Source organism: Roseibium sp. QJM3NY_11 (assembly GCF_056173175.1).
This window is the reverse complement of the sequence record NZ_CM149660.1, coordinates 784,600-807,955: the sequence shown is the minus strand read 5'-3', so window position 1 is coordinate 807,955 and position 23,356 is coordinate 784,600. Positions and strand designations below refer to the sequence as shown.

At 62.2% G+C, this 23,356-nt stretch carries 22 protein-coding genes; 14 read left to right on the top strand and 8 right to left on the bottom strand.

From position 1 onward, the window contains the following. Nucleotides 1–87 precede the first annotated feature (87 nt). The 14 genes from tsaD (at nt 88) to AC0VX3_RS03705 (ending at nt 11,357) form a co-directional block, all read left to right on the top strand. Nucleotides 88–1,194 (top strand): tRNA (adenosine(37)-N6)-threonylcarbamoyltransferase complex transferase subunit TsaD, encoded by a 1,107-nt coding sequence (tsaD, locus tag AC0VX3_RS03770; RefSeq protein ID WP_475523602.1) that lies wholly within the window; start codon nt 88–90, stop codon nt 1,192–1,194. A 104-nt stretch (nt 1,195–1,298) separates the two neighbouring features. Continuing rightward, complete coding sequence (locus AC0VX3_RS03765; RefSeq protein ID WP_475523601.1) at nt 1,299–1,802, top strand: NUDIX hydrolase; 504 nt, start codon at nt 1,299–1,301, stop codon at nt 1,800–1,802. A gap of 75 nt (nt 1,803–1,877) precedes the next feature. Beyond that, complete coding sequence (locus AC0VX3_RS03760) at nt 1,878–2,306, top strand: NUDIX domain-containing protein (RefSeq protein ID WP_475523600.1); 429 nt, start codon at nt 1,878–1,880, stop codon at nt 2,304–2,306. Further along, nucleotides 2,293–3,300: an NAD(P)H-dependent glycerol-3-phosphate dehydrogenase gene (locus AC0VX3_RS03755; RefSeq protein WP_475523599.1), complete on the top strand. Its 1,008-nt coding sequence runs from the start codon at nt 2,293–2,295 to the stop codon at nt 3,298–3,300. Before AC0VX3_RS03760 ends, AC0VX3_RS03755 begins: the two co-directional genes overlap by 14 nt. 231 nt (nt 3,301–3,531) lie before the next feature. Then, a complete protein-coding gene (locus AC0VX3_RS03750; RefSeq protein WP_342893742.1) occupies nt 3,532–3,822 on the top strand; it encodes a YciI family protein in 291 nt (96 codons plus the stop codon). Beyond that, complete coding sequence (locus AC0VX3_RS03745) at nt 3,823–4,248, top strand: EVE domain-containing protein (protein WP_475523598.1); 426 nt, start codon at nt 3,823–3,825, stop codon at nt 4,246–4,248. A 60-nt stretch (nt 4,249–4,308) separates the two neighbouring features. Then, nucleotides 4,309–4,974, top strand: a complete 666-nt coding sequence (locus tag AC0VX3_RS03740) for a class I SAM-dependent methyltransferase (protein WP_475523597.1) — start codon at nt 4,309–4,311, stop codon at nt 4,972–4,974. Between the two features lie 146 nt (nt 4,975–5,120). Beyond that, nucleotides 5,121–6,293, top strand: coding sequence for a M20 aminoacylase family protein (locus AC0VX3_RS03735; protein ID WP_475523596.1), 1,173 nt, complete (start codon nt 5,121–5,123; stop codon nt 6,291–6,293). 299 nt (nt 6,294–6,592) lie between these two features. Next, complete coding sequence (locus AC0VX3_RS03730) at nt 6,593–7,387, top strand: AlbA family DNA-binding domain-containing protein (RefSeq protein WP_475523595.1); 795 nt, start codon at nt 6,593–6,595, stop codon at nt 7,385–7,387. A gap of 1 nt (nt 7,388) precedes the next feature. Next, nucleotides 7,389–8,162, top strand: a complete 774-nt coding sequence (locus tag AC0VX3_RS03725; protein ID WP_475523594.1) for a sulfite exporter TauE/SafE family protein — start codon at nt 7,389–7,391, stop codon at nt 8,160–8,162. Nucleotides 8,163–8,244: 82 nt separating this feature from the next. Beyond that, complete coding sequence (locus AC0VX3_RS03720; RefSeq protein ID WP_475523593.1) at nt 8,245–9,177, top strand: IS481 family transposase; 933 nt, start codon at nt 8,245–8,247, stop codon at nt 9,175–9,177. 170 nt (nt 9,178–9,347) lie between these two features. Further along, nucleotides 9,348–10,460, top strand: coding sequence for a 3-isopropylmalate dehydrogenase (gene leuB, locus AC0VX3_RS03715; RefSeq protein WP_475523592.1), 1,113 nt, complete (start codon nt 9,348–9,350; stop codon nt 10,458–10,460). An 80-nt stretch (nt 10,461–10,540) separates the two neighbouring features. Then, entirely contained in the window at nt 10,541–10,960 is a 420-nt protein-coding gene (locus AC0VX3_RS03710) for a hypothetical protein (protein WP_475523591.1), read from the top strand. 7 nt (nt 10,961–10,967) lie between these two features. Further along, entirely contained in the window at nt 10,968–11,357 is a 390-nt protein-coding gene (locus AC0VX3_RS03705) for a VOC family protein (RefSeq protein ID WP_475523590.1), read from the top strand. Nucleotides 11,358–11,501: 144 nt separating this feature from the next. Here AC0VX3_RS03705 and ampH read toward each other — a convergent pair whose 3' ends face one another. The 8 genes from ampH to AC0VX3_RS03665 all read right to left on the bottom strand — a co-directional run bounded on the left by ampH (nt 11,502) and on the right by AC0VX3_RS03665 (nt 23,300). Further along, complete coding sequence (gene ampH / locus AC0VX3_RS03700) at nt 11,502–12,608, bottom strand: D-alanyl-D-alanine-carboxypeptidase/endopeptidase AmpH (protein WP_475523589.1); 1,107 nt, start codon at nt 12,606–12,608, stop codon at nt 11,502–11,504. A 250-nt stretch (nt 12,609–12,858) separates the two neighbouring features. Further along, the gene (gene chrA, locus AC0VX3_RS03695; protein WP_475523588.1) at nt 12,859–14,187 is read right to left on the bottom strand and encodes a chromate efflux transporter; all 1,329 of its coding nucleotides are present in this window, start codon (nt 14,185–14,187) and stop codon (nt 12,859–12,861) included. Beyond that, nucleotides 14,187–15,050, bottom strand: a complete 864-nt coding sequence (locus AC0VX3_RS03690; protein ID WP_475523587.1) for a chromate resistance protein ChrB domain-containing protein — start codon at nt 15,048–15,050, stop codon at nt 14,187–14,189. Before AC0VX3_RS03690 ends, chrA begins: the two co-directional genes overlap by 1 nt. A 569-nt stretch (nt 15,051–15,619) precedes the next feature. Further along, entirely contained in the window at nt 15,620–17,425 is a 1,806-nt protein-coding gene (locus AC0VX3_RS03685) for a DUF4365 domain-containing protein (RefSeq protein WP_475523586.1), read from the bottom strand. A gap of 700 nt (nt 17,426–18,125) precedes the next feature. Beyond that, nucleotides 18,126–18,929 carry an inositol monophosphatase family protein gene (locus AC0VX3_RS03680; RefSeq protein ID WP_475523585.1) on the bottom strand — a complete coding sequence of 268 codons (804 nt, stop codon included), beginning with the start codon at nt 18,927–18,929 and terminating at the stop codon, nt 18,126–18,128. Further along, nucleotides 18,929–20,002, bottom strand: coding sequence for an ABC transporter ATP-binding protein (locus AC0VX3_RS03675; RefSeq protein WP_475523584.1), 1,074 nt, complete (start codon nt 20,000–20,002; stop codon nt 18,929–18,931). The genes AC0VX3_RS03680 and AC0VX3_RS03675 overlap by 1 nt, the downstream gene beginning before the upstream one ends. Beyond that, complete coding sequence (locus AC0VX3_RS03670; RefSeq protein WP_475523583.1) at nt 19,999–22,209, bottom strand: ABC transporter permease; 2,211 nt, start codon at nt 22,207–22,209, stop codon at nt 19,999–20,001. The genes AC0VX3_RS03675 and AC0VX3_RS03670 overlap by 4 nt, the downstream gene beginning before the upstream one ends. A 68-nt stretch (nt 22,210–22,277) precedes the next feature. Then, entirely contained in the window at nt 22,278–23,300 is a 1,023-nt protein-coding gene (locus tag AC0VX3_RS03665; protein WP_475523582.1) for an ABC transporter substrate-binding protein, read from the bottom strand. Nucleotides 23,301–23,356 lie beyond the last annotated feature (56 nt).

The window sequence follows — 23,356 nt, the reverse complement described above, 5'->3', positions numbered from 1 at the left end:
GTCCAGATGCTACGCCCGGCGGAAATACCCCGGGAAACTGATTTGCTTCGTTGAAGTGTCCTAGCACAGGCCAACACTGCAAGACCAATGACCTCAGTCAATTCGAAAGACAATGCGACCGATTTGACGGTCCTCGGCATCGAGACCAGCTGCGACGAGACCGCGGCGGCTGTCGTGCGGGGGCCGGCCCGGAAGAAAATCCTTTCAAACACCATCCGCTCCCAGATCGACGAGCATTCCGAATTCGGCGGCGTGGTCCCGGAAATCGCCGCCCGTGCCCATATTGAAATTCTCGACCGGATCGTTGCCGAGGCCATGCGCGAGGCCGATTGCTCCTGGGACGACATCGACGCGGTCGCCGCCACGGCCGGCCCCGGTCTGATCGGCGGCGTCATCGTCGGTTTCATGACCGCCAAGGCCATCGCCATGGCGGCGGGCAAGCCGATCGTCGGTGTAAACCACCTGGAAGGCCATGCGCTGACCGCCCGGCTCACCGACGACCTGAATTTCCCGTTCCTGCTGCTGCTCGTCTCCGGCGGCCACAGCCAGTTTCTGCTGGTACGTGGCGTCGGCGACTACGAACGGCTCGGCACGACCATCGACGACGCCATCGGCGAAGCCTTCGACAAGACCGCGAAGCTGCTAGGCCTGCCCTATCCCGGCGGTCCCCACGTGGAGAAGATGGCCGCCCGGGGAGACGTTACCCGGTTCAGGCTGCCGCGCCCGCTGCTCGACCGGCCCGGCCTCGACATGTCCTTTGCCGGTCTGAAAACCGCCCTCAGGACCCAGGCCAAGAAACTGGAACCGGTCGACGAGCAGACCGTCGCCGACCTGTGCGCCGCCTTCCAGCGGGCCGTGTCCGATGTTCTGGCAAGGCGGACCGCCTCCGCCCTCGACCTTTTCCGGCAGCGGCATCCGGGCGCGGACCCTGCGATCGTCGTCGCAGGCGGCGTTGCCGCCAATCAGGAGATCCGGCGGAGCCTGCAGTCTGCAGCCGACGAGGCCGGAGCCCGGTTCATTGCGCCGCCCATGAACCTGTGCACGGACAATGCGGCCATGATCGCCTGGGCCGGCATCGAACGGTTGCAACTGGGCCCGGTCGACGACATGGCCCTGTCGCCACGCCCGCGCTGGCCCCTCGACGCCACCAATGCCGGCGTTCTAGGCGCCGGCAAGAAGGGGGCCAAGGTTTGAAGTCATTTGCCGGGTTCAAGCGGTCCGGTCGCGGCTTTGCCCTTTTGCCCGGCCCCCGGGGCTGTTAGGAAGCCCTTGCGTTTTTCAACAGGGACATTTTGAAGATGCGGCTCTACTACAAGGCCTATGTCTACCTGACCTGCGGCACGGATCTTCTGGTCTTTGACGAGCCTGACACGCCTTATCTCGGCCCTCAGGTTCCCGGCGGCACGATCGATCCGGGCGAGAGTTTCCTGCATGGAGCCATGCGCGAGTTCGCCGAGGAGACCGGCCTGGTCATCGACGCGGCCTTCGACCATTTTTCAAGCCAGGACATCCCGTTCGGGGCCATGCCCCCGGTCGGCCAGTACCGCGCGCCGCCGAACCGGCCGCTGAAGGGCCGTCACATCCGGCGCAATTATCACGTCCGGCTGACCGAGCGGCCGCGGGACACCTGGGAGCATTACGAGATGTTTCCGAGCGCCGGCGGCGATCCGATTCGCTGCCGGTTCTTCTGGATTGACCTGTTCGGCGAAAAGGCCCGCGACGAGGAGACTTTCTTTGCCGCCTTCGGCGCGCCGCTGACCGACCTGCGCGGCCGTGTGGCCGGCTTCTCCAGAGCCGCCTGAGGACCTCGTCAGCCCAAGGATTTCAGCGTGAAAATCTATCACAAGGCCTATGTTTACCTGACCTGCGGACCGGAATTGCTGGTATTTGTCGAACCGGACCATCCCGATCCGGACATTCAGGTTCCCGGAGGCACGCTGGACCCGGGCGAAAGCTATCTTCAGGCCGCCCGGCGTGAATTTTTCGAAGAAACAGGACTTTCCTTGGATATCGTGCTCGAATCGTTCGCGGACCAGGATCACATCATCAAGGATGTGCCCGGGAGTCTCTCCGGCTTGCATCGTCGACGGCATTTTCACGGCCATATTCGTGAAAAGCCCGCTGTGGAATGGGAACATTTCGAAATGACGCCGAGTTCAGGCGGGCCGCCAATCCGGTTCCGCCTGTTCTGGGTCGATCTTTTCGCCAACGATGCGCCGCCCAAGACCTTGTTCTTTGAAGAGTTTGGAGCGCAACTTGATACATTACGGTCGCGGATGGAAAGGCAGAACGATGGGCGCCATTAAGACAATCGGCGTCATTGGCGGCGGCGCCTGGGGAACGGCGCTGGCCCTCACGGCCGCCCGTGCCGGGCGGGACGTGCGCCAATGGGCCCGCGATCCCGGGATCGTGTCCGATATCCGTGCCCGCAGGCAGAACCCGCGGTATCTTCCCGGCATCACCTTCGACGAGGATCTGAACGCAACCGGGTCCCTTGCGGAGGCCGCTGACGCGGATGCCGTCCTGCTGGTCACTCCGGCGCAGACCACCCGCTCCATTCTGGCCGCCCTCAAGAAGACGGGCGCGGTCCGCGGGCCGGTCCTGTTGTGCGCCAAGGGCATCGAGCAGTCCTCCGGCAAGCTGTTGTCGAAGGTCATGAGCGAGGAACTGCCCGGCGTGGAGCCTTGCGTGCTTTCCGGGCCGAGCTTTGCCGACGATGTGGCGCGCGGCCTTCCCACTGCCGTCACCATTGCCGCCAATTCCACCAAGACCGCCCTGAGCCTGTGCGAGGCGCTGCAGTCTCCCAGTTTCCGTCCCTATGCCTCGATCGACATCCTCGGCACGCAGATCGGCGGCGCATTGAAAAACGTGCTGGCGATAGCCTGCGGGGCCGTCGCCGGCCGGAAACTCGGCGCCAGTGCGCAGGCCGCCCTCACCGCGCGGGGCTTCGCGGAACTCTCCCGCCTCGGCACGGCCATGGGTGCGCAAAGCGAAACGCTGACAGGACTGTCCGGCCTCGGTGACCTTGTGCTGACTTGCTCTTCCAGTCACTCACGCAATTTTTCCTTCGGCCTCCGCCTCGGGGAAGGCTTCATGGCCTCCGAACTGATTTCCGCCGGCGGGAAACTCGCCGAAGGTGCCTATTCGGCCCGTGTTGCCGTCAAGCTTGCGGAAAAACACGACGTCGAGGTGCCGATCTGCGAAACCGTCGCAAGGATGATCGACGAGCACCAGACCATCGACGACGCGCTCAACACCCTCATGGCCCGGCCGCTCAAGGCGGAATCGGAAGGAATGTGAATTGTTTCCGCCTGCCTCCGCGCCGGCCTCGGGAAACACGCTGTGCTGCCCCGGAGACGGGGCGGGCGCCTCGGAAATTGCAGCGTCTTTTTCGGAACAGGGCCTCCGTCTTCCCGGCAGGAAGCGCTTCTTTTTGGACGCCCGACCGATCCGGCAGGTCCACCCCCATTGAGTTTGTCTCTCCCCGGCCCTAGGTTCGACCCGGAATCGACAATCTGAAGGCCTCATTTCATGCTCTATGCCCTGATCTGCACCGACAAGCACGGCGCCCTGCAAACTCGTCTCGACAACCGCACGGCGCATCTGGAGTTTCTCAACGGCCTGGGCGGCAGCCTCAAGGCAGCCGGTCCGTTTCTGGATGACGACGGCAACATGACCGGCTCGCTGGTGGTGATCGAGGCCAGCAATCGCGACGAGATCCTGGCAATTTCGCAGGAAGACCCTTACGCGCGCGCCGGTCTGTTCGAGAGCGTTGAAATCCGACCGTGGAACTGGGCCATCAAGAATCCGGAGACGAAATAAGTGCAATACTGGCTGATCAAATCAGAACCGGACAAATGGTCCTGGGAGCAGCAGAAAGCCAGAGGCGACCTCGGTGAACAGTGGGATGGCATCCGCAACTACCAGGCCCGCAACAACATGCGCGCCATGGAAATCGGCGACAAGGCCTTCTTCTACCATTCCAACATCGGCAAGGAAGTGGTCGGCATCGTCGAGGTCTGCAGCGAGATCCACCCGGACACCACCATTGACGACCTGCGCTGGGAATGCGTGGACTTCAAGGCGGTCCGCGACCTGCCGAAGCCGGTGACGCTGGCCGATGTCAAGGCCGAGCCGCGGCTCGAGAAGATGGCCCTGGTCACCTCCATGCGCCTGTCCGTGCAGCCGGTGACGGCGGAAGAATGGAAGATCGTCTGCGAAATGGGCGGCCTGGAAAGCCCGGCCTGAAGAAACACGCCTGAAAACCTCTTCCGGCGGCCCGTCCGGCCCGCTCAACCGGTGAAGCGCATGCCGCCCGTCAAGGACCCCTTCGACTTCATCCGCCGGGAGACCCGGATAAAGCCCGTTCCGCATGCGGAGGAAATCCGGCTGCATGTGGCCGATGAAGCCATGGCGCTGTGGCAAAAGACCGAGGAGGACCTGGGCGCGCTGGGCCTCGCGCCGCCTTTCTGGGCTTTTGCCTGGGCGGGCGGACAGGGGCTTGCGCGCTACCTTCTCGACACGCCGGACCTGGTGCGGGGCAAACGCGTTGTCGATTTTGCCTGCGGCTCGGGCCTGGTCGGCATCGCCGCCATGATGGCCGGGGCCGCCTCCTGTCATGCGGTCGATATCGACCCCTTCGCGGCAGCCGCCACGCGCATGAACGCAGCGTTGAACAACGTTGCGCTCAGCATTGAAACCGGAGACATAACGCGAGGCACGGTGCCGCAGGCGGATCTCGTCATTTGCGGCGATGTCTTCTACGACAAGCACATGGCCGACGGGGTGCTGGCGTTTCTGGATCGGCTGCTCGAGGACGGCATCGACGTGCTGGTCGGCGATCCGGGCCGGTCCTATCTGCCGCGCTCCCGCCTGACCGAGCTGGCGGTCTACAGCGTCCCGGTGGTCGGCGCCCTGGAAGACAGTGAGATCAAACGAACGTTTGTCTATCGGCTGGCCCCGAAAACAGCCTGAAACCGACGATCTCCCGGTTCCATTGCGCGCTCGAATGCCGCACCGCAAAGTTTTTCAACAACACCACTTTCTCTTTTTGCAGCTTGCGATAGGGTTACGCCTTGAGCGAGCGCCGCTCTAGATATCAGTGCTTCCAGGAGTCCTTCATGCCCATCGTCAACCGCCTTGCCGATCTTGCCGACGAGATCACGGCATGGCGCCATGATTTTCACGAGAACCCTGAAATTCTCTACGAAACCGTCCGGACAGCCGGCAAGGTGGCCGAACTTCTGGAGAGCTTCGGCCTGGACGAAGTCACCACGGGCATCGGCAGGACCGGCGTGGTCGGCGTGATCAAGGGCCGGAACGGCGGCGCCGGCAGGACCGTCGGCCTGCGCGCGGACATGGATGCTCTGCCGATCGAGGAAATCACGGGCAAACCCTACGCCTCCAAGGTGCCCGGCAAGATGCATGCCTGCGGCCATGACGGCCATACCGCCATGCTGCTCGGCGCGGCGAAATATCTTGCCGAAACCCGCAATTTCGACGGCACGGTCATTGTCATCTTCCAGCCTGCGGAAGAAGGCGGCGCCGGCGCGAAAGCCATGATCGACGATGGCCTGATGACCCGCTGGCCGATGGAGGAAGTCTACGGCATGCACAATTACCCGGGCCTGCCGGTCGGCGAATTCGCCATCCGCAAGGGCCCGATCATGGCCGCGACCGACGAGTTTCGCATCACGGTGACCGGCAGGGGTGGTCATGCCGCCAAGCCGCACGAGACCATTGATCCCATCGTCGTCGGCTCACAGATCGTCTCCGCGCTGCAGACCATCGCCAGCCGCAATGCCAACCCGCTCGATTCCGTCGTGGTTTCCGTCACCGTCTTCAATGGCGGCAATGCCTTCAACGTCATTCCCCAGGAGGTCACCCTGCGCGGCACCGTGCGGACCCTCAGCCCGGGCATGCGCGATCTGGCCCAGGCCCGCATGGAAACCATCGTCCGCTCCGTCGGTGAGGCTTTCGGCGCGAAGGCCGAGCTGGATTTCCGGCGCGGTTATCCGGTCACGACCAACCACGATGCGCAGACGGATTTCGCCGCCGAAATCGCCGAGGGCATTGCCGGCGCAGGCAAGGTCGACCGCGAGATCGAGCCGATGATGGGCGGCGAGGATTTTTCCTACATGCTTGAGGAACGGCCCGGCGCCTTCATCTTCGCGGGCAATGGCGACAGTGCCGGCCTGCATCATCCGGCATACGATTTCAACGACGACCTCATTCCGGTCGGCTGTTCCTACTGGGTGAAACTGGTCGAAACCGCCCTCCCCCCGGCAGCCTGACGGAAAGAACCACCTTTTCCTGCGTCACCAACTCTGGTTGTCTGCAGGGTCCGACAAGGCCGCGAAGGTCCTCGATCTGCTCCGTCAATGGAGGACTTGCTCCACGCGCAACCGGGGCAGCGGACATTTCGTCGGAATTTCGGCATGACCGCTCGGTGTCCTTCTCCCCCTTTGCGGGGGAGAGAGACGCAAGCGGCATGGGCCCCTCTTCGCACTACGCTCAAGCGGGATGACGACGGCGGGATTTTGTCCTAGAAAGAACGCCCGTCCCGACCGGCGTTTTCACTGGACATTCCTGCATGACGCTTTCCCCGTTCAAACTCTCCTTTCTGGCGACCTATGTTCTTGTGGGCGCCGTGGTCGGCGTCCTGGTAATCCATCCCCTGAACCTGATGGTGATCTGGTGGGAACTGGCGCGCGCGCCCGAGGCAACGCCGGGATTCTATCAGTTCCTGTCCGCCCGGTTGTGGCTGCTGATCGTGCCCCGGCATCTCAACGTCGCGGTCGCCTACACGGGTCTCGGCGCCATCGTCGGCCTTGCCTTCGGCATTTTCACCCGCAACTACATGCGAACAACCGAAGCCTATCGCTCCCTGCGCGAGGAGCAGACCGCCTTCGTGCCGGACCTGATGCAGCAGGGGGAAACCCACCGGGTCGAATTCAAATCCTCCCTGCGCTGGGACCTGAAGGAAAACTGCGTCAACCGGAACCTGGAGAAGGTCGTCGCCAAGACCCTGGCCGGGTTCTACAATGCCGAAGGCGGCCATCTTCTCATCGGCGTTGACGACGATGGCCGGCCGCTCGGCCTTGATCCCGATCTGGCGACCCTGAAGAGCCCCGATCTCGATTCCTTCGAGCGCACCATCAACGACATCGTCTCCAGGACCCTCGGCGGCGACCTGTGCCCCTACCTTCATACCGTCTTTGCCAGGGTGGAGGACAAGGATGTCGCCATGATCATCATCAGCCCCGCACCGCGGGCGGTTTACATGGAGGAAAACAAGGCCTCGGTGTTTTACCTGCGCAGCGGCAATTCCACCCGCAGGCTCGATGTGCGCGAGGCGGTCAATTACGCCAACACGAGATGGTCGTGACGTGAGCAGCATCCTGAGCCTCGCCTTTCCCGATCAGCTCGGCACGGCAGCGACAGTTTTCCTGATCCTGACGAGTTTCTTCACCTCCGCCCTGACGGCCGCCGTCGGGCTTGGCGGCGGCGTGGCGCTGATCGCGGTCATGGCGGCGGTCATGCCCGCCGGCGCGCTGGTGCCCGTTCATGGTGTTGTCCAGCTCGGCTCGAACGCCGGACGGGCGGTCGTGCAACTGAAACACGTCGACTGGCTGATCGCGCTCTGGTTTGCCGTGGGCGCCGCTTTCGGCGCGGCGATCGGCGGCGCGATCGCGATCGAACTGCCCGCCGCGATCCTGAAAGCCGGCATCGGCCTGTTCGTGCTGTGGGTGGTCTGGGGCAAGGCACCCAAATTCGGCAAGGCGCGCAAACGTGCCATGGCAGGCGCAGGCTTTGCCTCCACGTTTCTGTCGATGTTCTTCGGCGCCGCCGGCCCGATCGGCGGTGCGGTTCTTGCCACGCTGGGTCTGCCGCGTCACGGCTTCGTTGCCAATCAGGCGGTCACGGCGCTGATCATGCATGTCTTCAAGATCGTCGTCTTCGGCCTGCTCGGCTTCGCCTTCGCGCCCTGGGCAGGCCTGATCGTGCTCATGATCGCGAGCGGTTTCCTCGGCACGCTCGCGGGCAGCCGCCTGCTGGGCCGGATGGAGGAAAAGACCTTTAGGACCGGCTTCAGATGGGTGATGACCGCCCTGGCGGCGAACCTGCTCTGGCAGGCTGTCCGAAGCTGGCCAGGGGCCTAGTTGTGAGTTCTGAGAAGGTTGTTCATCCTGATTGAAAGCCTGAAGGTGTTTGCGACCAAACATTCACCGGAAGGTTTCAAGGATGAACAACCCGCATAAGAATGCCCGAACGACGCCGCTGGGTCGAGCGGAGATGATCCGCCGTATCATCGATGAGGGACGGCCTGTGAAGACGGTCGCCGCCGAGTTCGGCCTGAGCGAGCGGCGAACGCGGGAGTGGCTGAGGCGCTACCGGCAATTGGGGCCCGCAGGCCTGGATAACCGCTCCTCCCGTCCATGCTCCATCGCCAACAAGACGATGCCGCATCAGGTGCTCGGCATTGAGCGCTTGCGCCGGGAGTACCGGCTGACAGCGGCGGAGATCGCGGAAAAACTGGGGCTGGCCCGATCGACGGTCGCCGGATGGCTTTCCCGTCTGGGGCTCTGCCGCCTTGCAAGGCTCGATCCCAAGCCTCCTGTGCGACGTTACCAGCGCGAGACGCCGGGCGAACTGTTGCATCTGGACATAAAGAAACTCGGCCGCTTCGAGCGGGTCGGACACCGGATCACCGGTTCGCGCCGGGGCCGAAGCCAGGGCGCGGGCTGGGACTATCTGCATGTGGCCATCGATGATGCGACACGGCTGGCCTATGTCGAGGTGCTGCCCGACGAGACCCGTCGCTCCACCACCAGCTTCCTGATCCGCGCCTTGCGCTGGTTCAAGGCGCGTGGCGTCAGGGTTCAGCGAGTCATGACCGACAATGGCTCCGGCTATATCGCGAAACTATTCCGAAGGACCCTGGAAAGGCTCTCCATCCGCCATATCCGAACCCGACCCTACACGCCTAAGACAAACGGCAAGGCCGAGCGCTTCATCCAGACAATGCTGCGGGAATGGGCCTACGCCATACCCTTCAGATCCTCGCTGACACGGGAGGCCGACCTGCCGAGGTGGCTTGACTGGTACAACACAAAACGCACACACATGGGCATCAACGGCAAAACGCCAGTTCAGGTCCTCAACGGAACAACCTGATCAGAAACCACACCTAGTCCGAAGCGCGCGCGACGGCCAGGTTTCCTGCCGGATTGACCTTTCACCTCTCCACGCTTGAGTTCTTCGCAACTGGCCTGGCCTTGAAACACAAGGGCCGACGCGGTAACCCAGCGGGAACGAATTTCAAAACAATGCGGGATGGAACGTCCATGGCTTCTCAAAATCTTCTGCTTCTGCCCGGCGACGGCATCGGCCCGGAAATCATGCCGGAAGTGAAAAAGGTCATTGCCTGGTTCAATGACAAGGGCGGCATGTCCTTTGAAACCGATGAAGGCCTTGTCGGCGGCTCGGCCTATGACGCCCACGGCCAGTCGATCTCCGAGGAAGACATGGCCAAGGCCATGGCGGCGGATGCCGTGATTTTCGGCGCCGTCGGCGGCCCGAAATGGGATGACGTTGCCTATGAAGTACGCCCGGAAGCCGGTCTCCTGCGCCTGCGCAAGGACATGCAGCTCTTTGCCAACCTGCGCCCCGCCATCTGCTATCCGGCGCTGGCCGACGCCTCGTCCCTGAAAAAGGATATCATCGAGGGTCTCGATATCCTGATCGTGCGCGAACTGACCGGCGGCGTCTATTTCGGCGAACCGAAGGAAATCCGCGATCTCGGCAACGGCCAGAAGCGCGGCATCGACACCCAGGTCTACGACACCTACGAGATCGAACGCATCTCCGGTGTCGCTTTCGAACTGGCCCGCACGCGGAACAACAAGGTCACGTCCATGGAAAAACGGAACGTGATGAAATCCGGTGTTCTGTGGAACGAGGTCGTCACCCAGACCCACAAGAACGCCTACCAGGACGTTCAGCTCGAACACATGCTGGCCGATGCCGGCGGCATGCAGCTCGTCCGCTGGCCCAAGCAGTTCGACGTCATCGTCACCGACAACCTGTTCGGCGACATGCTGTCGGACGTTGCCGCGATGCTGACCGGCTCGCTCGGCATGCTGCCGTCGGCCTCCCTCGGCGCTCCGGATGCCGTCACCGGCAAGCGCAAGGCGCTGTACGAGCCGGTCCACGGCTCCGCACCGGACATTGCCGGCACCGGCGCCGCCAACCCGATCGCCATGATCGCCAGCTTCGCCATGGCCCTGCGCTACTCCTTCGAACAGGTCGCTGCGGCCGACAAGCTGGACCAGGCGATCGCCAATGCCCTCGGCAAGGGTCTGCGCACCAAGGACATCGCCGCGGCAGGCGAAGCCACCATCTCCACCTCCGCAATGGGTGATGCCATCGTGGCCGAGCTGGACGCGCTCGGCGCCTGACGGCCTCATCAGCGTTTGCACCACGAGCCGCCAGCGGGTATCCCGGTGGCGGCTTTTTCTTTCAAACCGCGGTTGCTCAGATGAACGAAGACAAACTCGCGCCTTTTCTCGGCACCTGGATCCTCGATTCGGAGGAAAGCGACTTCGAGCAGGGGGACCCGCCGAAGAGCGCCACCTTGAAGATCGATGACAATTTCGGCATGGCCGTGTTCACGATGAACCAGGTCGATGCCGACGGCGAGATCACCAACGACACGTTCGAGGCCATGCCCGACGGACCGGAGGTCAAGCTGGGCAAAAGCGGTCTGGTGGACGCCATGCGCCTCGTCTTTCAGGGCGACGATAAGCTTGTTTCCGAGGCGCGCCGGGGCGGACTGACCCTGATGAAGGCCGAACGCGAACTGTCCGACGACGGCCGCACCCTGACCGTGACCCAGACCGTGCATCTGGTCAACGTCGCCAGCTTCACCAACATCTCCGTCTACCGGAAAGCGCAGTAGGCCATCCATGAAACAGGTCATCGGCGCCGTGACGCTGGTCGTGCCGGACTATGACCGGGCGATCGCCTTCTACACGCAAAGCCTCGGTTTCGACCTGATTGAGGATACGCCTCTTCCGAATGGCAAGCGCTGGGTGCTGGTTGGTCCGAAAGGCAGCACGCAAACGCGTCTGCTTCTGGCACGCGCGGCCGGCGACGACCAGCAGGCAGCCATCGGCAACCAGGCGGGTGGACGGGTCTTCCTGTTCCTGAACACGGATGATTTCGACCGGGATTACCGAGCAATGCAGGACGCAGGCGTCACTTTTCTGGAGTCTCCCCGCACGGAGCCTTACGGCAAGGTCGCCGTGTTCCGCGATCCGTTCGGCAACAAATGGGACCTCATCGAGCACCGCTGACTGTGGACGGCGGCAAGGTCTCCATCTGACGCGGCACCGACCGGAGCGCAGTGCCGACGGGGGAAACAAGACGGGTAAAACAACACGGCCGGGCTTTTTTGAAAAAAGCCCGGCCGTATTTTCAGGACGTCGGTGACAGGGCCGTCAGCGCGGAGCCAGGACGGCGATCAGTTCGTTGGCGACGTTGGCCATTTCCATGCCGGCGGAAAAATTGAACTGGCTGATGGAGATGAAGACGCCGACGCCGCGGTTCGGCGCGAACGCGACGTAGCTCAGCAGCCCTTCGCTGCCGCCCGCCTTTTGGATGATCAGCGGGCTGTCGCCCTCCGGCATCATGATGACCCAGCCGAGACCCATGGCGTTCATGTGGCCGGACTCGTCCAGACCGTAGACCGGGTTCATGCCGTCACGCATCGCCCAGGCCGCGTGGCTGATCCCCCGGGCTTCCGCGCCCTCGCTGCCGAACCGGTCGAGGTTCCATTCAAGATACCGCAGCATGTCGTTGGCAGTGGTGTAGAGTTGCGAGGCTCCCGATCTGTTGGCGAACTGCGCGCCCGGAACCATCTCGTTGCCTTCCCAGTCATAGCCCGTCATGACCGTGTCGCCGGTGGGTCTTTCATACCCTGTCGCGGTCAGCCCGATCGGATCGAGAACCTTTTCCTTCAGCAGCGCGTCATACGGCTTGTCGGCCGCCCCCGACAGGGCCATCGCCAGCAGGTCGAAACCGACATTGGAATACAGCATCCCGGTGCCGGGCGTGAACAGCAAGCCCGCGTCCTTCAGGTTGGCCTGGAAAGAGGCGTCGCTGTATCGCTCGACATCCGGAACTTCCTGCAACTCGCGCTTCAGGCCACCGGCATGGGTGGCAAGGTCGACGAGGCGGATCTTGTGGCCGTCGCGCTCGGGCAGCGTGTCGACCAGGTCGATCAGCGGGCCGGCCGGGTCGGTCAGCGCAACGGTGCCCTCGGCGGCAAGGGTCGCCAGCGTCAGCCCCGTGAACGACTTGGTGATGGAGCCGACGTTGATCGCCGTGTCCGCGTCCGGCGTCTTGCCATTGCCCTTTTTGGTCTCGCCCAGCCCGTAAAAGGCAGTTTCGCCATCGCGTACTGCGGCAATCACCAGTCCCGGCACGCCGGTGTCGAGGTAGAAGATCTGACCAGTGAATTCAATGGCTTCCTGAAGAAGCGCGTCTTCGGCCGCAGCCGGTGCTGCCGCGACAAGAAAGGCAAGGGTAAAGGCTTTGAACTTCATGAACATATCCCAAAAATACGAATGCATCGGCATCCAGTGGTTGCGATCCGGAGACGGTAGCCCCGCACGGTGCACCATGCCAGAAAAAACTGAAACCCGCGGCCCCAGGGTCCCCGGGCGCAGGGTCCCCGGGCGCCGGGAACCACTGCCCGCCGGCAACTTCCTGACACATCCGCCTTGCCCGGAGCTTGCGGGAGACGTGCCTGGCACCTGTTGGCCGATGACAGGCAAGTGCCTGACCGCCCGCCTGTCAGACCTGCGCCAGAAGTAGCCCGAGAAGCGCGCAGACCGCCAGGGTGAGCGGTATGCCCTTGTGCAGGCGCAGCATGAGCAGGCCCGCGACCAGCGTCAGCACCGGCACCCGCCAGTCCAGTGTGGTCACATCCGGCACCAGCGGCCGCAGCGGCCCGAATTCCTGCCGGGCGACATCCGAAAACGTGACCTGCAGGGCGAACCAGATCGACAGGTTCAAGATCACGCCGACAACCGCCGCCGTGATTGCATCCAGCGCGCTCTTCAGCCTCGGCATGGCATGAAGCCGCTCGATATAGGGGGCGCCGGCAAAGACCCACAGGAAACACGGCACGAAGGTTGCCCACAGGGTCACGGCGGCTCCCGCCGCGCCCATGACAAGATCCGGTCCGCCTGCCCCGTCGCGCGCTGCCGCCAGAAAACCGACAAACTCTGTGACCAGGATCAGCGGCCCCGGCGTGGTCTCGGCCAGACCCAGCGCATCCGCCATTTCAGCGGCGCTCAGCCAGCCGAACCCGTTGACCGCCTCCTGCGCCATATAGGCCAGCACGGCGTAGGCGCCGCCGAATGTGACCGTCGCCAGAACGGAAAAGAACCGGCCGATCTCACCGAGCACATGCCCTGGAAAAAGAAGTTCCAGCAGCAACAGCGGGCACCACCACAGCGCCAGCCAGACCAGGACCGTGCGTGCGGTGGCCAGGGGACCGACCGTCCCCTGCCCGGACGGATCGTCCGGCTGCGCCGGCCCGAGGTCGGACACCCGACTTGCCAGCTGCCCCTCGATCAGGCCGATTGCGGCGGCAGCCGCAATGACCAGCGGATAGGGCGCATCAAGAACAAACAACGCCACGAAGGCCGCTGCCGCGATCCAGGTATGCAGCGGACGCGTCAACGCGCGCCGCGAAATCCGCAACAGCGCCTCGATCACGATCACCAGAACCGCCGCCTTGACGCCCAGAAACAGCGCCTGAACCAGCGGCAGCGCCCCGAAGGTCACATAGAACGCGGCCAGCAGCAGCATCAGCGCCGCCCCCGGCAGCACGAACAGCAGCCCCGCCACAAGCCCGCCGACCGTGCCGTGCATGCGCCAGCCCGCGTAGGTCGCCAGCTGCATGGCTTCCGGTCCGGGCAGCAGCATGCAGAACGACAGTGCGTTCAAAAAGGTCTGCTCGGAGAGCCAGCGGCGGTCCTCCACCACCTCCCGGTGCATCAGGGCGATCTGGGCCGCCGGCCCGCCGAACGACAGCACCCCGATCCGCGCCCACACCCGCGTCGCGGCGGCAAGGGACGGCGCGCCGTCCCCGTTCGCGGTTTCATTCGCCGTCATCAGGACCACGGCTCCGCTTTGGTGGCAGATGAGGAGGTCGGGGTGGAGGCTGAACCGGAAGAAGGTATCCAGTCGTGGCCTTCCTCGAACCCGTCCCGCGCCCAGCGATAGAGCGCGTCATAGACGGTCATGCCGGCGTCAAGCTGTTTGACATCGTCCGAATACTGCCGCGACAGGCCAACCGACACCGCCAGCAGGCCCGCCGCCTGGGGCGACAGATCGTGCCGGTTGGTGTCGGCCGCGCGAATGACATCCGCCAGACGCTGCAGAGCTTCGCTCTTGAGCTCGAAGGTCTCCAGCATCGTATCGAAGGTGCAGCACTCGCCGTGGTGCGAGAAATGAACGTTCTCGACGTCGAACGGCGTCGCGCCATAGCGGCTCGCCACGCCTTCCACCTCGACAGGAGACACGAACAGAAACCGGGCCTCGGGGTCGACAAACCGTCGGATCAGCCACGGACAGGCGATGCGGTCGATTTTCGGACGGTGCCGCGTGACCCACAGCGTCGCGCCATCGACCGGCTCCGGGATCGACCCGGCGGGGATGCGCAGGGTTCCGGGCGTATCCCGCCACGCATACATGCCGCCGGACAGATATTCCGCCGGGACCCCTTCCGTACGCAGCCAGGCGACAAGCCCCTGACTGAGCTTGATCCCGCGCTGGCAGGTGATGACGCAAGCCCGGCCGTCCAGCCGCGCGACAAGCCCGCGCTTGTCCGTATGCGGGTGCCGGAACGAACCGGGGATGAAATACGGGTCTTCGTCGAAGTCCGGATCGATGGAAATATCGACGATCACCGGACAGTCCGGCGTGCCGATCAGGCGCTGCAGATTGGAAATTGTGATTTCATTGGGGGCTGGCATTTTCGGCTCCTTGATCCTCAATCGAACACACTTGCCGCCGCCACCGGCGCCGAAACAAATGTCGCTCGCGAATCTTGAGCCTGAGCCTCACGGGGCGTTCGCAGGAACCCCATGGGGAAGGAGTAGCGGTGCGGTGCGGGGGTGTCAACTGAGGGGGGGGCCGTACGCGCGGATGTCTCGGTTACGGAGGTTGAGAAACGGAATGGGCAGAATGGACGGCGTTCTGCCATGCACCGTAATGCGAGCGAATTACCAGTGTGGGGCCGGGAGGGGACTGTCGGGTTTCATACGGTCGATAAGCAAAGCGGACGTTCATGCACCGCTTGCGCGGAGTCGTTTTCGGCCCAGAGCAGTCATTCGCCAATAGACTTGCAAACGGCTGGTTTTGATCCGAAACAGTCCTTTGATAACGAACAGCAAAATCATAGTTCGCGTGTTCGGGGGGAGAGCCTCTCCTCCACTACCAAATTCTCTATAAATTTCAGATTCTCAAGTCTCGCAGGCTGCGAGTGCGTCTGCGCGCGGATAAGCTTGGGTGCCATTCTGGGTGTCAGGCGCAGGCGGTTGAATTATTGAGGCCTTTTTTTCGTGAAAACTGCTTCTGGCCCATTTTCACCAATCAACCGAAACGTAACTGGCGCGGGGTCTCGTGACCGATCAATTCTACGGGCCTCAGCGAAAGAACTGTCAAGCTCTGCTATCTCGGCTGTAGCCTCCGCGATTTCGCCGGTTTCTAAGAGTCTTTGTCGACAAATGCTGTAAGCTTCTGCCCCACATTCTGCATGGGCAGTAACCATCGCATCCAACATCATCTTATGTTCTGATAAAAGGAAGCTGGTCTGGAGAAATGCTGCCCACGGCTCGGGAGCCTGTGGCATCAAAAGTGCGAGAGCCAAAAGAGCGAAGAGGGTGTCAATCAGATCGCCACTTTCTGTCGACTGAACCATCAAGGCATAAAGTTTCTCAGCCTGATACGGTTTCGCTTCAATGTTGCGATAGATAAACCACTCAGCAAGTTGTGCTTTCAATCTGACTTCTGATGACAGGCTATCATCTTTTGTCTTTTTAAGCTCCTCAAATGCAGCAGAGGCCTCTTCAAACAAGCCAGCATAAAGTTGGGCATCTGCCAAGCAGAACTGTAATTTTTCCGTTCTTCCATGCGATAAAGCTGCCGCGTACGCCTCCACTGAACATCTATATTTTCCTGAGAAAAACAACGCCCCCGCAAGCTCGCTTAGAAAATAGGATCTGGAAAGGTAGTTTGGTTCCAATTTCCGTGCACGGTTAAATGAGCTGATGGCGTCACGGTACAGACCCAAGGACGCCTGACTGTTGCCTAGAGAATAAAATATAGCTGATGGATTTCGGCCCTGCGCAATTGCGGCCTTGGCGGACTCTTTGTTTAAGTTTTCTAGAGCCTGCGAGAAGCGCTTGTCGTTTCTGCCATTTTCTAACAACCAGATCACAAACCTGAAGTAGAAATAGTCTTGTTCTAAATGCAGGTTATTCAAGATTGCTAGCTTTGTGGCCTCCAAGGGCTCGCTCACAAGCGCCTGACAAACTTCTGTTGCCAACTCCTTCAATCGAGTACTTAGATTTTCTCCTAGGCAAAACATCGCAGCAAGTTTGGCGTGGGCGTGAAGGCCCATCCGCAGGAAAACAGCAGGTAGCCCATACAGGAGTGCAGCCGTTAATTCTTCATGAGTGCAATCATTTATGTAAATATCCAAATTGGCTACATGGGGTAGCTCTATTCTTATGAATTCATTCCTGAGCTGTATGCTCAGCTTCAAATTTTCGAGCCCCCCCTTTCTAAGTGTGATGAATGGTAGTGCATTTGAGGTTTTGCGAAGCGCCCTTTCGCAATCAGAAAAGTACTGAAATGATCCGGTATGATTTTCGACTTCTATGAATACGGTCTCATTTTGGCCCGCGTTGTGCACTCTTCGAAGCGCAACGATATAATTCTCAATCTTGGAAGTGGTTTTTTGTTTCCAATCGTGTGGCAGCGTCAGGCTAACGGTTTGTGTGTCGAGCCTCACCTGCGCCAGTGCTTCTTGGTTCCAAATCCATTTCCAACCACCGGTTGGGTCGCAATATCTGGCTATTATTGCAGGCACGTTCAGTGATGCCAAATAGCGTAGCCGATCAGTCTTGATTGTTACTTTATCGAACTTTTCAGCGTCGTCTGTAGCTTTGAGTTGGACATTGAAAAAACATCCGGTCGCCTGGCCGTTGCCGTCAAAAATCTCTACCTCCAGGTCGACACCGTAGTCACGACTTTTCTCCCTGCAAACCCATTGTTCTGGTAGCAGCCTTTTGAACTCATTGATCGATTTATCTTCAAGCTGATGTGTTCTGGAGCGTTGGGGCACCTGGTCTTCCAATATAGGCAAAACATAAGACCTGTATTAATACAATGACTTGAAGCTGCGCCCTATCGCTGTTCATTGTTTTTCTCCCATTTTAATGTTCGCGGTTTGAATAGCCCCTATATCCGTAGACACCTTCTTCCCTAATTTTGAGGCAAGGACGCTGCGATTGTCAAAGTCCGCAGAGCAGCCGTTCGTTCTGCTCGCAACAAAAGCCCGCTTCCCGTCCTCAATAGACCTGCGGTCGCCTCGCCACGAATGGCAGCTTTGCAGATCGGGCCGAAAACCTGAGAACGGCCGACTAGGGGACGCCTTGCCGGCTGTCGGCCAAGTCCACGATCCGCACATCTGGAACGGGGCTGCATCGGCGGCGACCAAGGCCGCGTTTCCGAAAGAGCGTTGCCAGGAGGAATTTGAAGGACGTGATCGCGAGACGGTCCCGCTTCCCGAACCATCAACGCTGGTGAACGACCTGCGAGGCTAAGCATCGCCCTCACGGTTGTCATTCCGGACAAGTGCAGCACGCTGCACGCAGATCCGGAACCTAGCGCATCAGCGCGAGCGAGCACGAATTTTCTTCAGTCTTCACTTTGAAAATGGCCGCGCCTGCGGCGCGAATGATGCTCTGGAATCCGGGTCGTCGCGCAGCTTGCGCTGCACTTGCCCGGAATGACAGTAGAGAGGCTGGCGTTCCGTGCCCCCCCTACCAATCCGGCGTAGACCCAAAAGCACAAATATCCCGGAGTTCCTCATACGCACCCGACGAGGCCCCCAGGACCGGGGCGGGGAGCGTCAGGCCCGGGCCGTCCGGGAACGGCAGAACACGGCCGCCGGCCTCAAGGATGAGGACATAGCCCGCCATGCAGTCCCAGGCGTTCATGCGGGGCTCGGCATAGCCGACCAGTCGCCCGGCGGCGACCCAGGCCAGCATCAGCGCGCCAGAGCCGTAGCGCATCCAGCCGACGCCGGCGTCCATCAGCTCGGTCAGCATCCGGCCGACGCGATCGCTCGCCACCCGGTCGTTGGCACCGATCCCCAGCAGGCCCGCGCGCAGGTCGCCGCCGAGCGCCTTGATCGGCGTTCCGTTCAGCGTGGCCCCCTGGCCCCGGAATGCCACGAAGAGCTCGTCCAGCACCGGCGCATAGATCACGCCCAGCGCCGGGCCCTCGCTGTCGCAAGCGCCGATGGAAACACACCAGCCCGGCAGGCCGTTGAGGAACGGCGCGGTTCCGTCGATCGGATCGAGCACCCAGGTGAAGCCGGAGCTGCCTTCGCACAGTCCGTGTTCCTCTCCCAGGATCGCGTCCTCGGGAAACGTCTTTTCGAGCGCGTCGCGGATCAGGGTTTCGACTTCCCGGTCCGCCTCGGACACCAGATCGGTCACGTGACGCTTCGTCTCGACGACAAGCGCATCGCGCCGGCGGAAATAGTCCAGTGCCAGATCTCCGCCACGCCGGGCCAGATCGACGGCCAGCTTGAGTCGCTCCGCATTCATGTCGTTCGTCATCATGCACCTCCAGGGATGAGCGCAACACCGCGCGGGCGTACTTCCAGGGCAACAGCCGTGCCCGATGGCAAAGGCGTGTCGCTTTCATCGTCAACCACGAAGATCCGTCCCAGCGGACCGTCGATTTCATATTCGACGTGATCGCCGAGATAGGCGGAAGAGGCGATGGTGCCCCGCACGCCTGTTCCATCCCCTTTTCCGGCTACCGTCACTTTCAGCGCGTTCGAGCGCAGCGATATCTGCGCGGGCCCCGGCAACTGTCCCCTGGAGGGCAAGGACAGCGTCACACCGCCCAGTTCAACCTGCGCGGCATCGCCATCGACCGAGATCACGCGGCCCTCGACCACATTCGCCTCGCCGATGAAGTCGGCGATGAAGTCCGAGGCAGGAGATTCGTAAAGTTCCCGGGGCGTGCCGATCTGCGCGATCTTGCCCTCCTTCATCACCACGATGGTGTCGGAGACGGCGAGCGCTTCTTCCTGATCGTGGGTGACGTAGACGGCGGTGAGGCCGATCCGCTGCTGCAATTCGCGAATGTCCGTGCGCACCTTGCGGCGCAGCCGCGCATCGAGGTTCGACAGCGGCTCGTCCAGCAGCAGCACCTGCGGCTCCAGCACCAGCGCCCTTGCCACCGCAACCCGCTGCTGCTGACCGCCGGAAAGTTCCGCCGGCAACCGGCCCGCGAGGCCGGACAGACCGACCAGTTCCAGCGCCTCTTCCGCGCGCTTGCGCGCCTCGGCCGATTTCATGCCGCCCGCTTCCAGCCCGTAGGCAACGTTCTGGCCGACGCGCATATGCGGGAACAGCGCATAGCTCTGGAACACCATCGACACGTCCCGACGGTCGGCTGGCAGGCGGGTGACATCGTCGCCGCCGATCAGGATCTGCCCGTCCGTCGGGCTTTCCAGCCCCGCCAGCATCCGCAGCGTCGTTGTCTTGCCGCAGCCGGACGGCCCCAGCAGCGTGACCAGCTTGCCGGGTTCAATGTCCAGCGTCAGATCGGGAATGGCGGTGAAACTGCCGAAGGCCTTCCGTACGTTGCGGAACGCCACAGCGCCTTTTGTCTGCGTCATGCTCGTGCTTCCTTTGAAGAGAAACCGGAATTGGCGTCCTGTTCCTCGCCCCGCCGGATACGGCGCTCCCCGACCAGCAGCTGGAAGCCGCCGATGACGGTGATCATCACCAGGATCAGGACCGAGGAATAGGCGATGGCGATACCGTATTCGCCGTTCTCGACCAGCCCGACGATATAGGCCGTGGCCATGTTGTATTTCGCACTGACCAGAAAGATCACCGCCGAGATCGAGGTGATTGCCCGCACGAAACTGTAGACCAGCGCGGCGAGGATCGCCGGGCGCATGAGGGGCAGGATCACCTTGCGCATGGTCCGGCCGGAACTCGCCCCCAGCGTCAGGGATGCCTCGTCAAGCGAGCCGTCCAGCTGCGCCATGGCCGCCACCCCGCCGCGCACGCCCACGGGCATGTTGCGGAAGACGAAGCAGGCAATCAGGATCGCCGCCGTGCCTGTCATCTGAAGCGGCGGCAGGTTGAACGCCATGATGTAGCTGATGCCGATCACCGTGCCGGGAATGGCAAAGCTCATCATCAGCGCGAACTCGAACACCGAGCGCCCCGGGAACCTCTGGCGCACGATCAGCCATGCGGTCAGCAGCCCCACCGCCGCGGTCAGTGGCGCGGCGATCAGCGCGATTTCCATCGTCGTCCAGAAACTGTCCCAGGCGACGCCGGTCCAAAGGACCCCGTTGTCCCAGCCGATGCCGAAGGCCTTGGCGTAGTGATCGAGCGTCAGGGAATGGTCGAGACCCCAGATCTTCACGAAACCGCCGAACAGGATCATCGCATAGACCGTGATGGTGAAGGCGGCCCAGGCGACAGCCACGGTGATCACCGGCCAGCCGACCCGGCGCGGCAGGCTGATGTGCCGCCCGCCGTCGCCCTTGCCCGTCACCGTCGCATAATTGCGCCCGGACAGCCAAAGCCGCTGGGCCAGGAAGGCCGACAGGGTGAAGAACAGCAGCACCATCGCCAGCACCGCAGCGCGGGACGGATCGTTCTGCGCGCCGACAACGGCGAAAAAGATCTCGGTCGACAGCACGCCGCCGGAACCGCCCAGCACCAACGGGTTGCCGAAGTCGGCCATCGATTCGATAAAGCCGATCAGAAACGCGTTCGCCAGCCCCGGAGCCATCAGCGGCAGCGAGACCTTGCGGAAGGTCCGCCAGCGGTCGGACCGCAGCGTCTGGCTGGCCTCTTCCATCGACGGGCTGATGCCGTCCACGACGCCGATCAGGACGAGGAAGGAAATCGGGGTGAAACTCAGCATCTGCGCAATCCAGATGCCGGTGAGGCCATAAAGCCAGCGCCCCAGTTCCCAGCCCGTGGCGGCCTCGATCACCTGGGTCAGGGATCCGGACCGCCCCAGCAGCATGGTCAGCGCCAGGCCGACGACGAAGGGCGGCGTGATGATCGGCAGCACCGTCAAGAGGCGCAACGACTTCTTGAACCTGAAACCGGTCCGTGTTGCCACCAGCGCGAACACCAGGCCGAGCAGGGTTGTCCCGGTCGCGGTGCAGATCGCAAGGAAGAAGGTGCGCCACGCAACGCCGCAATTGCCGCCCCAGAAACACGCCAGCGACCAGATTTTCGGATCGATGATGTTCCGGCGCACGCCTTCGCTGGTGAAGGACCCGTCGAATTCCTGGAACGCGCCGGTGAACATCGACACCAGCGGATAGAAGACAAACACGGCAACCAGCAGCACCAGCAGGGTGATCGCACCCAGCACGAAGGCATCGCCCTTGAGGGCGCCCCGTTCGGCAGCGCCAAAAGAGATCATCAGGGCGAAGAGCGTCCCCAGCACAACGGCGCCGGCACCGAAGGCCGGCTGCCCGGCGACATCGCCGAAGATTGCCTCAAGCAGCCCCCAGTTCCAGCCGCGCAGGCCGATAGCCAGCCCCTCGGCCAGCATCCAGGCGAGACCCGCCGCGCCGACGGCAATCAGCGCACCGCCCCGCTTTCCGGGCGCCTGTGTGATGCGCAGGAAAATAGCAACGGCGAGCAATGCCAGAATGGGCCAGAGCTGCCAGCGCCCCGTCAGACCCTGCACCAGGCCTGGCCAGAGTTTTTCTGAAGAAATGAAATCTTCCAGCCATTCGAAGCTGAAGAAGCCCGAGCGAATGCGGTACCAGGGCAACGCGATCAACGCGAAGACCCCCGCCGCAAGGATCAGATCGAGCCTGCGGTTGTCTCTGGATGTCATGATTCGGTCCGATGGGTCTGGAAGGCCGGGCAGCGGGTGACCGGAAGGCCACCCGCCCTGTCAGGGATTTATTGAAGCGGCAACGAGCCGACCTCTTTATCCCAGCGCGCCAGAAGCGCCTTGCGCCGGTCCGCACTGCCGTATTCGGCGAAGTCGTAGTCGATCAGCTTGATCGTCGACAGATCCGGAGCTTCCTTCGGCGGCGTTGCACTGGCGTTGGAAGGGATCTGGAACGACCCCGCCTCCGGCATCATGTTCTGGACTTCCGCCGTCAGCACCCAATCGTAAAATGTCTTCGCGGCATCGGGGTTCTGAGCACCCTCGACCAGGGACATGGAACCGATCTCGTAACCGGTTCCCTCACAAGGGGCGACAACGCCGATCGGGAACCCGGACACAGCCTGAGAAACGGCATCATGCTGGAAGACGATCCCCAGACCGGTTTCACCGCGTGCGGCAGCCTTCACAGGCGCACTGCCCGACTTGGTGTATTGCGAGACATTGGCGTGCATCTTCTTGAGGAAGTCGAACGCCTCGTCTTCGCCAAGCAATTGCACCAGCGTCGCCAGCGTCGTGTAGGCGGTGCCAGACGAGTTCGGATCGGCGATCTGGATCTCGCCCTTCAGCGCCGGATCCAGCAGGTCAGCCCAGCACTTCGGCTCAGAGATGCCCTTTCCTTCAAGGATTTCGGTGTTGTAGCCCCAACCGAGCGCACCGGAATAAACCCCCACGGTGTGATAGTCGGAGACCTTGGCCTGGCCTTGCGCCCAGTCCTGAAGCTCACCCAGCATGGGCGATTCATACTTCGCGCTCAGCCCGTCCTGGCCGGCCTGAAGATGCGGATCGCCGGTGCCGCCCCACCACAGATCGGTTTGCGGGTTGCGGGCCTCTGCCCGGATCTTGGCATAGGCCTCGCCCGAAGACAGACGCACCATGTTCACGTCGATGTCCGAATGACCGGCCTCGAATTCGCTGACCAGCTTCTCGCAGATGACAACGTCAGCCGAACAGATCAGGTTCAGTTCGTCCGCCATTGCGCTGGCAGGCAACACGGCAAGACCGCCCAGAAGGGCATATTTCAATGACTTCATAATTTCCTCCCATTTTCCCAAAAATCTGGGAATAGATGCTATGCACACCTGTGCAT